The organism is Kitasatospora sp. NPDC004723, from assembly GCF_040609255.1.
Classification (GTDB): domain Bacteria; phylum Actinomycetota; class Actinomycetes; order Streptomycetales; family Streptomycetaceae; genus Kitasatospora.
The window spans coordinates 50168-63498 of sequence record NZ_JBEXJT010000049.1; the positions used below are offsets into that span (position 1 = coordinate 50168).

General features: G+C 73.1%; 13 protein-coding genes. 7 read left to right on the forward strand and 6 right to left on the reverse strand.

The annotated features are described in order from the left end of the window. Nucleotides 1-20: 20 nt before the first annotated feature. The 3 genes from ABZW10_RS32170 to ABZW10_RS32180 all read right to left on the reverse strand — a co-directional run bounded on the left by ABZW10_RS32170 (nt 21) and on the right by ABZW10_RS32180 (nt 1455). Complete coding sequence (locus ABZW10_RS32170) at nt 21-290, reverse strand: hypothetical protein (RefSeq protein WP_355373032.1); 270 nt, start codon at nt 288-290, stop codon at nt 21-23. Then, a complete protein-coding gene (locus ABZW10_RS32175; protein ID WP_355373035.1) occupies nt 287-826 on the reverse strand; it encodes a sigma-70 family RNA polymerase sigma factor in 540 nt (179 codons plus the stop codon). Before ABZW10_RS32175 ends, ABZW10_RS32170 begins: the two co-directional genes overlap by 4 nt. A 155-nt stretch (nt 827-981) precedes the next feature. Then, entirely contained in the window at nt 982-1455 is a 474-nt protein-coding gene (locus ABZW10_RS32180; protein ID WP_355373037.1) for an ATP-binding protein, read from the reverse strand. A gap of 153 nt (nt 1456-1608) precedes the next feature. On the opposite strand from ABZW10_RS32180, the gene ABZW10_RS32185 reads away from it, so the two are divergent. After that, nucleotides 1609-2955 carry a hypothetical protein gene (locus ABZW10_RS32185; RefSeq protein WP_355373040.1) on the forward strand — a complete coding sequence of 449 codons (1347 nt, stop codon included), beginning with the start codon at nt 1609-1611 and terminating at the stop codon, nt 2953-2955. Nucleotides 2956-3022: 67 nt separating this feature from the next. Here the strand turns inward: ABZW10_RS32185 and ABZW10_RS32190 are convergent, their stop codons facing one another. Beyond that, the gene (locus ABZW10_RS32190; protein WP_355373043.1) at nt 3023-5410 is read right to left on the reverse strand and encodes a hypothetical protein; all 2388 of its coding nucleotides are present in this window, start codon (nt 5408-5410) and stop codon (nt 3023-3025) included. Nucleotides 5411-5617: 207 nt separating this feature from the next. On the opposite strand from ABZW10_RS32190, the gene ABZW10_RS32195 reads away from it, so the two are divergent. Both ABZW10_RS32195 and ABZW10_RS32200 read left to right on the forward strand, forming a co-directional pair. After that, a complete protein-coding gene (locus ABZW10_RS32195) occupies nt 5618-6223 on the forward strand; it encodes an NADAR family protein (protein WP_355373045.1) in 606 nt (201 codons plus the stop codon). Nucleotides 6224-6398: 175 nt separating this feature from the next. Further along, nucleotides 6399-7715, forward strand: coding sequence for a hypothetical protein (locus ABZW10_RS32200; protein WP_355373048.1), 1317 nt, complete (start codon nt 6399-6401; stop codon nt 7713-7715). A 69-nt stretch (nt 7716-7784) separates the two neighbouring features. Here the strand turns inward: ABZW10_RS32200 and ABZW10_RS32205 are convergent, their stop codons facing one another. Beyond that, a complete protein-coding gene (locus ABZW10_RS32205) occupies nt 7785-9167 on the reverse strand; it encodes a glycine--tRNA ligase (protein ID WP_355373051.1) in 1383 nt (460 codons plus the stop codon). Between the two features lie 191 nt (nt 9168-9358). Here ABZW10_RS32205 and ABZW10_RS32210 point away from each other — a divergent pair, with 191 nt between their 5' ends. From ABZW10_RS32210 to ABZW10_RS32225, 4 genes are read left to right on the forward strand one after another with little or no spacing between them, the layout of a single operon-like run. Beyond that, a complete protein-coding gene (locus ABZW10_RS32210; protein ID WP_355373054.1) occupies nt 9359-10348 on the forward strand; it encodes a metal ABC transporter substrate-binding protein in 990 nt (329 codons plus the stop codon). A gap of 13 nt (nt 10349-10361) precedes the next feature. Continuing rightward, nucleotides 10362-11141 (forward strand): metal ABC transporter ATP-binding protein, encoded by a 780-nt coding sequence (locus ABZW10_RS32215; RefSeq protein WP_355373056.1) that lies wholly within the window; start codon nt 10362-10364, stop codon nt 11139-11141. Then, complete coding sequence (locus ABZW10_RS32220) at nt 11138-12082, forward strand: metal ABC transporter permease (RefSeq protein ID WP_355373059.1); 945 nt, start codon at nt 11138-11140, stop codon at nt 12080-12082. The genes ABZW10_RS32215 and ABZW10_RS32220 overlap by 4 nt, the downstream gene beginning before the upstream one ends. A gap of 35 nt (nt 12083-12117) precedes the next feature. After that, on the forward strand, nt 12118-12528 hold the full coding sequence (locus tag ABZW10_RS32225) for a Fur family transcriptional regulator (RefSeq protein ID WP_355373061.1): 411 nt from the start codon (nt 12118-12120) through the stop codon (nt 12526-12528). Nucleotides 12529-12599: 71 nt separating this feature from the next. On the opposite strand, the gene ABZW10_RS32230 is transcribed toward ABZW10_RS32225, so the two are convergent. Beyond that, nucleotides 12600-13331 (reverse strand): isoprenyl transferase (locus ABZW10_RS32230; RefSeq protein ID WP_355373064.1); only part of this gene is annotated, 732 nt, incomplete at its 5' end.

The following is a 13331-nucleotide window of genomic DNA, read 5'->3' on the forward strand; positions in this document are numbered from 1 at the left end:
GCCACGACGCGCCCACGTCCCTACCTCCCCCCGCCCTTCCCCGACGCGCAGCGCCCGTCGACGCACTCACGCCGCAGCCGCCCCCGTGACACCGTCTCCAGCAGCCCGATCACCCAGCACGTCGGACACCCCCGGAAGGCCAGCAGCGCGACCGGCAGCAGGAGCAGCGCCACCGGCCCGGCGAACGGCAGCAGCGCGAACGCCCCCAGCAGCGCGCCGAATCCGACCCCGCCCCGCAGCAACTGCCCGGTCAGCGTCCCGGTCGCACGCCCCGGTTCCCCGGCCTTCACCGCTCCCCTCCGAGCGTGACCGCCCGCACCGAGGCCCGCGCCCGGTGCAGCCGCGACTTCATGGCGGAGGTGCTGAGCCCCAGCACATCGGCGACCGTCCGTCCGCTGAGCCCCTGCACGTCCCGCATGATCAGCACCCGCCGCTGGTCCTCCGGCAGCGCGGCGATCGCCTCCGCGACCCGCCCGGCCTCCAGCCGCCCGAGCACCTCGTCCTCCACCGACCGGTACGACGCCTCCCCGGCCGCCGGACGCTCCCTGAGCAGCGAACGCGCCCGCCGCAGGCACTCGTTGCGCACGATCCGGAACATCCAGGAGCCCAGCGCCCCGGTCGCCCGCAGCATCCCGATCTTGCGGTACAGGATGATCAGCGCCTCCTGCGCCGCGTCCTCGGCGTCCTCCGGCGTGGCACACAGCGAGCGGGCGAACCGCCGCACATGCGGATGCGCCCCCGACACCAGCGCGGCGATCGCCTCCACGTCCCCGTCCCGCGCCGCGGCCACCACCGAACTCCCCACCCACTCCCGCACCTCAGCCACGCCGCCGCCCCCACTTCCGCAGCACGGTCACGCCGCACGTCACGATCAGTGCCACGCTGGCCACCACGGCCACCCAGACCATCACCGGAATCCTCCTCCTCCGCCCCGGCGCTCACCGAAGCCGCCCATAAGAGGCGGCGACCCCGCGAAAGGATTCACCCCGCCCGCGAGGCCGGAGCCGGAGCAGGGGCCGGAGCAGGGACCGGAGCCGGAGCCGGCAGATCCGGGGCGTACGTGAACCAGACCACCTTGCCGGTGCCCGAGCACTCCCAGCCCCACCCCTCGGCCAGCGCCTCCACCAGCAACAGGCCCCGGCCGCCGGTGGCTTCGGGCTCCGCCCCGCCGCGCACGAGTGCCGGACGGACGTCCGCGACCTCGACCCGCAGCAGGCCGTTCGCCCAGCGCACGGTGACGGTACAGCGCTCGCGGGTGTGTTCCACCGCGTTGGCGATCAACTCGCCCGCGCACAGCTCGACTTCACCCAGGGCCTCCGCCGAGAGCGGTACGCCCCGCTTCCGCGCGCTCTCCACCACCGACCGCCGCGCGGCCACCACCGCCTCCTCGTCGGGCGGGACGGCCCAGGCGCCGAGAACGGGCGATCCGGCCTTCTCCGACAGGCTGATGGTCATGGGGGGCTCCGTCCGGTCAGTGGGGCGTACGGGGCACGAGCGCCTCCGCACGGCCGATGGGCTGACCTACAGTCAACGCGGGTACACGGAGAGGGAGTATCGGCGAAGCCGGTCCGGTCGTTGAACCGGTTGAACGGAGAAACGGGGATCGCGATGGCGAGACGACCGCGCACAGCCAACACCGCGCTGGCCGCACTTCTCCTCCAGGCCCGCTGGAGCAACGACCAGCTGGCCCGCGCGGTGAACCGGACAGGGGTGGAGGCCGGTCTGGCGCTCACCTACGACAAGTCCTCCGTCTCGCACTGGCTCTCCGGCGTGCGGCCGCGCGCGGAGGTCCACGAGCTGGTCCGGGAGGCCTTCGCGCGCCGTCTGGACCGGCCGGTGACACCGGAGGAGACCGGCTTCGGCGAGCACGACCGGCGAGGCGGTCGCACCAGCACACTGTCCGACCTGATGTCGATCGGAAAGGCCGATATGGATCCGTCCCGCCGTGGGGTGCTCGCCGCCGGGCTGTACTCCGTCGCGCTCACCCTGCCCGTGTTCGACGATCCGGAGGCCGCCGAGCGGGCCGCCCGGGCGGGGACGGGCCGGACGGTGCGGGTGGGGGCGGGCGAGGTGGGGACGGTCCGGGCGATGACGGAGCGGATCGCCGGGATCCTCGACGAGTTGGGCGCGGCGCACGCCCGGCCGATGGCGGCGGCGTTCCTGGTGAACTCGGTGGGGCCGTGGCTCCGGGCGGCCGGGAGCGCACCGGTGAAGGCGGAGCTGCTCGCGGCGGCGGCCGACCTCACCTATCTCACCGGCTGGATGGCGATGTACGAGACGGCCCACGGACTGGGGCAGCAGTACTACGTCCAGGCGCTGAGGCTGGCCCGCGAGGCGCGGGACCACACCACCTACTGCCGGACCCTGCGCGGCATGGCCCTGCAGGCCTCGAACCTCGGTTACGGACCGAGGGCGCTGGAACTCGCGGACTCCGCCGCCGAGGCCGCTCCGGCGGCGGGGCCGCGGCTGCGGGCCTTCCTCGCCGGTCAGCAGGCCCACGGCGCCGCGATGGTGAAGGACCGCCGGCAGGCGTTCGCCCGGCTGGCCGAGACCGAGGCCGCGCTCTCCCGGGCGGACGGGCGCAACGACGCCGTCGGCGGCTACGACCAGGCCGCCTTCCACTTCCACGTCTCGCACGTGCTGTACGAACTCGGCGACCTGCCGGGCTCGGTCAAGGAGCTCCAGACCTCCACCCGGGCCCGTCCGGGCCACGAGAAGCAGGGACGGGTGCACGCCAACGGGCTGCTCGCGCGCAGGCAGTCGGAGCTCGGCCACATCGAGGCGGCGTGCGAGACCTGGCACGGCTTCCTCGACGACTACGTGACGCTCAGCTCCGCCCGGGGCGACGAGCACTTCCGCGCCCTCGGTGCCGCGCTGCCCGGCCACGCGCAGATCCCGGCCGTCCGCCGCCTGCGGCAACGCACCCATGACGTGGCCCGGCAGAAGGCCGCCTGAGCGGCGGAAAGGGAGAGCGGCCCCACCGACAACCGCGGTGGGGCCGCTCTCGGGTCAGGAGCGGGCGTCAGTGCCGGTGGCTCCGGCGACGCGAGGCGAGGACGAGGGCCGCGCCGCCGATGACGACGGCGGCGCCGATGCCGCCGATCAGCGCGACCTGGCTGCCCGTCGCGGCGAGGCCGCCGCCACCGTTACCGCCACCGCCGGCACCCGGCTGCTGCGTGCCAGTGGGCTCCGGGTGGGAGCTGCTGCCGCCGGTCGCGGTCACCGAGGACGAGGAACCGGGCGAGGTGCTCGGCGAGGTGCTCGGCTCGGTGGAGGGAGAGGTGGAGGGGTCCGTGGACGGCGAGGCGGAGGGCGAGGAGGTCGGGGACGGCGAGGACGTGGTCACCGTCACCGTGGCCGTGCACTCCCCCGCCGTCGAGCCGGCCGGGCAGTTGCCGCCGGGCCGGTCGGCCACCACGGTGTTGCGCAGCGTGTGGTCCCCGGCGGCCGGGTCCTTCACCTTCACCGAGTACGTCACCCGGGCGCTGCCGCCGACCGGCAGGTCGCCGGTCCAGCCGAGCACCGGCTGGGTGTAGGACACCTTGCCGGCGCTCGCGGCGGCGTCCCCGTTGTAGACGGCGTCGTCGAGGACGGCGGACAGGTCGTCGGTGACGGTCAGCCCGGTGAGCGGGGCGTTGCCGGTGTTGGTGATGTCCACCTGGTACTTCACGGTGTCACCGGGCAGGGCCTGGGCCTTGTCGGCGCTCTTGGCGAGCCGGTAGCCGGCGTGCTCGGAGACGGTGTTGCGCACGGTGTTGCTGGTGCGCTGCTGGTCGCGGCCGGTCTGGCCGCCGCGGTAGGAGAGCGAGGAGGTGTTGTCGAGCTTGGTGCCCGGCGCGAGCCCGGCGTCGACCCGGGCCCGGAAGGAGACGGTGGTCTCGGCGCCCGGCGCCAGGTCGGCGGCGATGCAGGTGACGTTCCGCCCGGAGGCGCTGCAGCCGGGACCGGAGCCGTCGACGTAGCTGGTGCCGGCGGGCAGCACGTCGGTCAGGGTGACGCCGGTGGCGGTGTCGAGGTCGGCGGTGGTGCCGTCCTTGTGCCGGTTGGCGAGGTTGAAGGTGTAGGTGATCTCGGCGCCGGGGTCGACGGTGCCGGGCGGGTTGTTCGTGGTGGAGCCGGCCGGCTGGTTGGCCTTGGTGATCTGGAGGTCCGGTTCGAGGGCGTCGACGGCGAGCCAGACCGCCTGCGGGTGCAGTGCGTCACCCGAGCCGTCGATCCGGAGCACGGCCTGGTGGCTGCCGGCCGGGATCTTGCCGGTGACGTCGATCATCCGGGCGTCGTAGCCGTAGTTGTTGACCGGCGCCGGGTTACGGGTGGTGATGTTGGTGCCGGTCCCGTTCGCCGCCACGTGGTCGATCCGGCTGGTGAACGCGTTCTCCGTGTCGGCCCCGGTGGGGCCGGGCATCGAAAGCAGGGTCAGATTGTCGGTCGAGGAGCCGACCAGCAGCTGGTCGCCCTGGATCGGCACGTCGCCGTCGCCGACGGTGACGCCCATGGTGGCGGGCGGGGCGGTGGCGGGCGTGCGGATGCCGGAGAGGGTCAGCGTCGCCAGGTTGTCGGGGAAGCGCAGCAGCTGGAAGCCGTCCCAGACCTGGAGGTAGCGCAGCGGCTCCGCCGGGTTCTCGTAGGCGACGACCAGCGACCAGCCGCCCCAGCAGCCCACGTTGTTGCCGCCGTAGTTCTGCGCGGAGGAACGCCCGGCGCACGCCTGGATGTTCGCGACGGTGTAGCTGCCCGGGCCGGCGGCCTTCACCTGGGCGGTGACGTCCTTCACGCCCGCCCCGGCCAGCAGCGGCTCCGGCGGGGTGCCGCCGACCTGCTGGTCGAACCAGTCGTAGGTGTCGGCGGTGAGCTGCTCGTAGGAGGAGCCGCCCGGGACCTTCCAGGACACCTGGTTGCCGGTGTTGATGTCCCCGGAGGTGCCGCCCGCGTTGCTGGTGTTGGTCGGGTTGAACTGCCAGTACAGCCGGGCCGACAGCACCTTGGCCCCGGCCGGGATCTCCAGCTGCGCGGAGGACGCGTTGTTGCCCGGCGCGTTCGGGTCGGTCTTCACGTACTTGGTGCGGTTGTTGTTGGTGCCCTCGGTGTCGTTGCAGACCGAGCCGTCGCTGTCGTCGCACGTCAGCACCGAGTTGGACGCCATGGTGAGGTTGCCGTGCGCGAGCAGATCCACCGTCGGGTCCGGGCCGATCGGCCGCTGGGCGCCGAGCCCCCGAGCGGCCTTGCCCGTCGGGGCCTTGTCCGCGGCCGTGGCGGCCGACGCCGAGGGGGCGACGAGCGCCACGGACGGGGCGAGCGCGAGTGCCGAAGCGGCGAGAGCCCCGAGGACCGCCCGGCCGGGCAGGCGCCGGGGCCGGTGTGCGGGTGCCGGGCGTTCCCCGCCGGCGGCAGGAGGCGTGCGGTCTCTCATGGGGGACTCCAGGGATGTTCGAGGGTACGGGAGGGCGAGGGGTCCCTCCCGGTGGAATCGAATCGTGATGATACGTCCGATTTCAACCAGACCCAATAATATGTCACATTCCTTAGTTCATCGCTCAACAGTTTCGCCCCGACCGTCAAGCGGCGATCCGGGAAAACCCGTTGACCGCCCCGGACCCCTTTGTGTCAGCATGACGATATGAGCGACGAACGCACGATCGACCCCGCTGAGGCCCGCGACCGCGCCGCGCTGACCGCCGCCGTGACGGCCGGCGCGGAGCCCAAGTGGCTGATGTTCTGGGGGCATCAGAACCAGCAGGACGGCTCGCTCGGGCCCGGGGTGCTGAGCCAGTGGTGGCCCGACCACCCGTTCACCGTCGACGGCGTCGGGTACGCGACCGCCGAACACTGGATGATGGCGGGCAAGGCCAGGATGTTCGGCGACGAGCGGACGCTCGCCCGGATCCTCGCGGCGGCGAGCCCCGCCGAGGCGAAGAAGCTGGGCCGCCAGGTCCGGAACTTCGACGACACGGCCTGGAAGGCCGGGCGGTTCGAGCTGGTCGTCGAGGGCAACGTGGCCAAGTTCGGCCGCCACGAGGAGCTCCGCGCCTATCTGCTGTCGACGCGTCAGCGCGTCCTGGTGGAGGCCAGCCCGCTCGACCGGATCTGGGGCATCGGCCTGCGCGCCGACAACGAGAGCGCCCGGCACCCCGCCGAGTGGCGCGGCGAGAACCTGCTCGGCTTCGCCCTCATGGAGGCCCGCACCCGGCTGGCGGCGACCACCGGGACCGCCGCCGCACGGTGAGCTGTCGGGCGGCGCGCCCGCGGAGCACGCGCGCCGGACGGCTCACCACTTCTGCGCCCCGCGCGCTTCCGGACACCACTCGCAAGCAAGTGGACGCACTGCCGTAACGCCTACGCCGTATTTCGACGCGAGGATGTCTTGCCGTCAGGGCCCAGTTGGACAGGTTGCGGTGATCATGCGTACACGGCACACGGAACAGCCCCTCGCCCCGGACGCGAGCGGCAGTGAGAGCGAGCAGGCGGCTCTCGAACTCAGAGCGCAGCTGGACGAGTTGCTCCGCGCCCGGCAGTACGCCGGGCAGCGCGAGCGGCGGCTCGCCGAGGCGCTGCGGGCGCTGCCCGACCGGCAGCGGCCGGACGCGGAGCTGCTGCGGCAGCTGACCCAGGCGCAGACCCTGCGCGAGGGGCTGGGGGCGCGCTGCCTGGAGCTGAGCGACCGGCTGAAGGCGCTGGAGGAGCAGCTGCGGCAGCCGACGCCCCGTCGGTGGATCCCGCGTCAGCCCACCGGCGCGCCCGCCGACCCGTCCACCGGCATGCCCACCAACGCGCCCACCGGCCCGTCCGTCGGCGCGCCCCCCGACAATCCCACCGGCAATCCCACCGGCCCGTCCGCCGAAGGCGGACGCACCGACGCACGCGGAGCCGACGGGAGCCGAGCCGACGGCAGCGGAGCGCACGACCCCCAGCAGACCGCCACCGCCGAGCGGCCGACGCCCCCCGCCCCGCCCCGGCGCCGCTCCCCCGCCGAGCTGTCCGCCCTGGCCGAACGCATCACCGCCCTGTACCGCCGGGCCTCCCCGGACGAGGCCGCCGGCATCCTGGACCAGGGCGCCGAGCACCTCACCCCGCAGGACACCGCCCACCTGGCCGCCCTGCTCGCCCGCCGCGGTCCGGCCGGCGCCTCCGTCCACCTCGTCCGCAGCGCCGTGAACGCCGGGCCCAAGCACGCCGCCACCACCCTCGCCGAGCTGCGCGAGGCCGGGCTGGCCGAGGAGGCCGGCGACCTGTTCCACGCGCTCCGCTCCTGCCCGGCCGCCGGCCTGCCCGCGCTGCTGGACGCCCTGGAGCGGGCCGGGCAGCACGCCGACGGCGACACCCTGCTCTGGGAATGGGGCTCCGCGCCGACCGCCGAGCTGGCCGCGCTGGCCACCGGGCTCTACCGGTCGGACCGCACCGCCGACGCCCGGACCCTGCTGCGCCAGGCGGCCGGCCGGCCCACCGGGGACCTCGCCGCCCTCGCCGTCACCATGGCCCCGCCGCTGCCCGCCCTGCTGCTGGGCGAGCTGCCGGCGCTGCGCCCGCCGGCCGAACTGGTCCGGCTGGCCGCCGCGCTGGCCGGCCGCCCGGACCTGTACGAGTCGCTGCTCACGCCGCTGCTCGACGATCCCGTCCGGCACCGCACCACGCTCGCCGCGCTGCGCACGGCCGGCCTGCCGACCACCCCGGCCGGCCGCCCGCGCTCCCGCTGGGGTTGGCGCCAGGGCGCGTCCTAGGCCTGAGCAACACGGAGCCCCCGCCCGCCCGGAAAGGGCGGACGGGGGCTCCGTGCGGGCGGAAGGACGTCAGCAGCCGATGAGGCGCGCCGCCAGGTAGGACTTCACCTGGTCGAGCGAGACGCGCTCCTGCGTCATGGTGTCGCGCTCGCGCACGGTCACCGCGTTGTCCTCCAGGGTGTCGAAGTCGACCGTCACGCAGAACGGCGTGCCGATCTCGTCCTGGCGGCGGTAGCGCTTGCCGATGGCGCCGGCGTCGTCGAACTCGACGTTCCACGCGGTGCGCAGGTCGGCGGCCAGGCCGCGGGCCTTCGGCGAGAGGTCGGCGTTGCGCGACAGCGGCAGCACCGCGACCTTGACCGGGGCCAGGCGCGGGTCGAGGCGCATGCCGACGCGCTTCTCCATGACGCCCTTGGCGTTCGGCGCCTCGTCCTCGAAGTAGGCGTCGAGCAGGAAGGCCAGCAGGGCGCGGTTGAGGCCGGCCGCCGGCTCGATGACGTACGGGAAGTACCGCTCGCCGGACTCCTGGTCGAAGTACTTGAGGTCCTGGCCGGAGGCCTCGCTGTGCACCGTCAGGTCGTAGTCGGTGCGGTTGGCGATGCCCTCCAGCTCGGAGAACTCGCTGCCGCCGAAGTTGAAGCGGTACTCGATGTCCACCGTGCGCTTGGCGTAGTGGGAGAGCTTCTCCTTCGGGTGCTCGAACAGGCGCATGTTCTCGGTGCGCAGGCCGAGGCCGACGTACCAGTCCCAGCGCTGCTGGAGCCAGTACTCGTGCCACTGCTCGTCCTCGCCCGGCTTGACGAAGAACTCCATCTCCATCTGCTCGAACTCGCGGGTCCGGAAGATGAAGTTGCCGGGGGTGATCTCGTTGCGGAAGCTCTTGCCGACCTGGGCGATGCCGAACGGCGGCTTCTTGCGCGAGGTGGTCTGGACGGCCTTGAAGTTGGTGAAGATGCCCTGGGCGGTCTCCGGGCGCAGGTACGCCAGGCCGCTCGCCTCCTCGGTGACGCCGAGGTGGGTCTTCAGCATGCCCGAGAAGTCCTTGGGCTCGGTGAACTGGCCCTTGGTGCCGCAGTCCGGGCAGTTGATGTCCTGGAGGCCGTTCGGCGGCGGGAAGCCGTGCTTGGCCTCGTACTTCTCCTCCAGGTGGTCGGCCCGGTGGCGCTTGTGGCAGGAGAGGCACTCGGTCAGCGGGTCGTTGAAGGTCTGGACGTGGCCGGACGCCTCCCAGACCTCGCGGGCCAGGATCACCGACGAGTCGAGTCCGACGACGTCCTCACGGGCCTGGACCATCGCACGCCACCACTGGCGCTTGATGTTCTCCTTGAGCTCGACGCCCAGCGGACCGTAGTCCCAGGCGGCACGCGTGCCGCCGTAGATCTCGCTGCAGGGGTAGACGAAGCCACGGCGCTTGCTCAGGCTGACGATCGTCTCGATCTTGTCGGCTGCCACAGTGCTCTCTTCAGTACGTACGGCCCGGTCAGGGCACGGCTGGTTGCGCGTACCCGAATACCTCAGGTTACCGGCCATATGGGTACGGGGTTCAAATCGGTATCGCCGGTACCGGCCCACTCACCGTCACCGCTCGTTCACCCGTCCGAGTGATTTGACAATCATTTCCATCTAATCTGAGAATGGTTGTCATGATGATCCGACGACGTGCCCGCAGCGCCATAGCCCTGGGCGCCACCGCCCTCGCCGCCGCCCTCACCCTGACGGCCTGCGGTGACGGCGGTGGCGCCCGGAGCGCGGACGGGAAGCTGAACGTCGTCGCGTCCTTCTACCCGATGGAGTTCCTCGCCTCGACGATCGGCGGCGAGCACGTGAAGGTCACCGGCCTGACCGCCGCCGGCGTCGAACCGCACGACCTCGAACTCACCGCCAAGCAGGTCGGACGCGTCCAGAAGGCCGACGCGATCGTCTACCTCAAGGGCCTGCAGCCCACCGTCGACAAGGCGGTCGCCGACTCCCACGCCAAGTACCGGATCGACGCCACCGCCGCCGCCCCGCTGGAGGACCACCACCTCCCCGAGGACCACGCGGAGGGCGACGGCCACGACCACCACAACGAGGCCGCCGGCGACCCGCACATCTGGCTCGACCCGACCCGCTACGCCGCGGTGGCCCGCAGCGTCGGCGACGGCTTCGCCCAGGCCGACCCGGCGCACGCCGCCGACTACCGGCGCAACACTGACGAACTGGTCGGCCGGCTCACCACCCTGGACCAGGAGTTCAAGGACGGGCTGAAGGACACGAAGACCCGCACCTTCGTCACCAGCCACGCCGCCTTCGGCTACCTCGCCGAGGCCTACGGCCTCACCCAGGTCGCCATCAACGGCGTCGACCCCGAGTCCGAGCCCACCCCGGCCCGCCTCGCCGACGTCCAGAAGGCCGCCAAGGAGAACGGCGCCACGACGATCTTCTTCGAGACCCTGGTCAGCCCCAAGCTCGCCGAGACCGTCGCCAAGGACCTCGGCCTCAGGACCGCCGTCCTCGACCCGCTGGAGGGCGTCAAGGACCCGGCCAAGGACGACTACCTCACGGTCATGCGGCAGAACCTGGCCAACCTGCAGACCGCCCTGGGCGCGGACGCCACCGCCGGCCCGGGCTCCACCGCCACCCCCACCAGCTGACGGGACCACCGGCATGACTCCCCCGACACCCCCGGCCGTCCGCCTGCACGACGCCGTCGCCTCGCGCGGCGGGCGGCCGGTGCTGCGCGGCGTCGACCTCACCGTCCGCCCCGGCGAGGTGGTCGCCCTGCTCGGCGCCAACGGCTCCGGCAAGTCCACCACCGTCAAGGCCGTCACCGGCGCCGTCCCGCTGGAGCACGGCGGCCTGGAACTCTTCGGCGCCCCGCTCGCCCGGTTCCGCGCCTGGCACCGGATCGGCTACGTCCCCCAGCGCACCACCGCCGCCTCCGGCGTGCCCGCGACCGTGCGCGAGGTCGTCTCCACCGGCCGGCTCCCGCTGCACCGGCTGCTGCCGTTCCGCCGCGCCGACCGCACCGCCGTGGACCGCGCGCTGGCCGCCGTCGGCATGCTCGACCGGGCCGGCGACGGCGTCGCCGACCTCTCCGGCGGCCAGCAGCAGCGGGTGCTGATCGCCCGCGCGCTGGCCGGCTCCCCCGACCTGCTGATCATGGACGAGCCGATGGCCGGCGTGGACGCCGCCAGCCAGCAGGTGCTCGCCGACACCCTGCGCGCCGAGGTCGCGCGCGGCGCCGCCGTCCTGCTGGTGCTGCACGAACTCGGGCCGCTGGAGCCGCTGATCGACCGCGCCGTGGTCCTGCGCGACGGCTGCGTCGCCCACGACGGCCCGCCCGTCCCCAACACCGGCCTGCACGCCCTGCCCGGCCACGACCACGTCCACCCGCACGCCGACCACGGCCACGACCACGAACGGATCCGGGGACTGCTGTCATGACCGAGATGCTCAGCTACGACTTCATGCAACGGGCGCTGATCGCCGCCGTCCTGGTCGGCATCACCGCCCCCGCCGTCGGCATCTACCTGGTGCAGCGCCGCCAGGCCCTGATGGGCGACGGCATGGGCCACGTCGCGATGACCGGCGTCGGCCTCGGCTTCATCTTCCAGACCAGCCCGGTCTGGATGGCCGTCCTGGTCTGCGTGCTCGGCGCCGTCACCATGGAACTGGTCCGCTCGCGCGGCAACCAGCGCGGCGACATCGCCCTCGCGATGCTCTTCTACGGCGGCATGGCCTGCGGCAAGCTGCTGGTCTCCAAGTCCGCCCAGGCGGGCGCCGGTTCACTGGAGAGCTACCTCTGGGGCTCCATCCTGACCGTCTCCCCCGCCGACCTGGCCACCATCGCCGCGCTCGGCGCCGTCGTCGTCGCCGTCACCCTGGGCCTGCGCCGCCAGCTCTTCGCGATCTGCCAGGACGAGGACTTCGCCAAGGTCACCGGCGTCCCGGTGCGGCTGCTCAACCTGCTGCTCGCCGTGATGGCCGCGGTCACCGTCACCGTCGCCATGCGGGTGGTCGGCCTGCTGCTGGTCAGCGCGCTGATGGTGGTCCCGGTGGCGGCGGCCCAGCAGCTCACCCGCTCCTTCGCCGCGACCCAGGCCGGCGCCATCGCGGTCGGCGTGATCGTCGCGCTGGCCGGCGTCACCGGCTCCTACCAGCTCGACGTGCCGTCCGGCCCGGCCATCGTGCTGCTCGCCATCGCGGTGTTCGCGGTGTTCAGCGCGATCGCCGCACCACTCGCCCGGCGCCGCCACCGCGGCACCCCCGACGCCGCCCCGAAGGTCTGCGACGTCCGTCTGCCGGACCCGGAGCCGGCCGCGACGGGCGCCCCGGGCCGGGCCGACGCGGCCACTCGGGCGCCCGGTGCGGGGCTGGCACAATGAGATGCCAGCCGCCCCAACCACCAGGAGGACCCACGGTGACCACCGCAGGCCCGTCGCCGCGAGCCCGATCGACCCGGCAGCGCGCCGCCGTCTCGGCGGTCCTGGACGAGATCGAGGACTTCCGCAGCGCGCAGGAGCTCCACGACATGCTGAAGCACCGGGGTGACTCGGTCGGCCTCACCACCGTCTACCGGACGCTCCAGTCGCTCGCCGACGCCGGCGAGGTCGACGTCCTGCGCACCGCCGACGGCGAGGCCGTCTACCGCCGCTGCAGCAGCGGGCACCACCACCACCTGGTCTGCCGGCAGTGCGGCGCCACCGTCGAGGTCGAGGGCCCGGCCGTCGAGCGCTGGGCCAACTCGGTCGCCGCCGAGCACGGGTTCAGCGACATCGCGCACACCCTGGAGATCTTCGGCACCTGCGCGGAGTGCGCCAAGCGCGCCTGAACGACGACGAGGGCCCGCGGGAGAGTCACCTCCCGCGGGCCCTTCCGCGTGCCGGGCGCCGGACGGCGCGCTCAGCGCTGCGCCGGCACCTCGGCGGCCAGCTCGGCCGGCACCTCGTTGGGGATCGCCCCGCCGAACCGGCGGTCGCGCATCGCGAACTGCTCGCAGGCCCGCCACAGATCGCGGCGGTCGAAGTCCGGCCAGAGCACGTCCTGGAACACGAACTCCGCGTAGGCCGACTGCCAGAGCAGGAAGTTGGACGTCCGCTGCTCCCCGCTGGGCCGCAGGAAGAGGTCCACGTCCGGCATGTCCGGGTGGTACAGGTACTTGGCGAGGGTCTTCTCGTTGACCTTCTTCGGGTCCAGCCGGCCCGCCGCCACATCGGCCGCGATGGCCGCCGCGGCGTCCGCGATCTCGGCCCGGCCACCGTAGTTGACGCACATGTAGAGCGTGACGGCGTCGTTGTCCCTGGTCTGCTCCTCGGCGACCTGCAGCTCCTGGACGACGCTCTTCCACAGCTTGGGCATCCGGCCCGCCCAGCGCACCCGCACGCCCATCGCGTCCATCTCGTCGCGGCGGCGGTGGATGACGTCCCGGTTGAAGTTCATCAGGAACTTCACCTCGTCGGGTGAGCGCTTCCAGTTCTCGGTGGAGAACGCGTACAGCGAGATGTTCTTCACGCCCAGCTCGATCGCGCCCTTCAGCACGTCCAGCACGACGCCCTCGCCGACCTTGTGGCCCTCGGTGCGCGGCAGCCCGCGCTCCTTCGCCCAGCGGCCGTTGCCGTCCATCACGATCGCGAC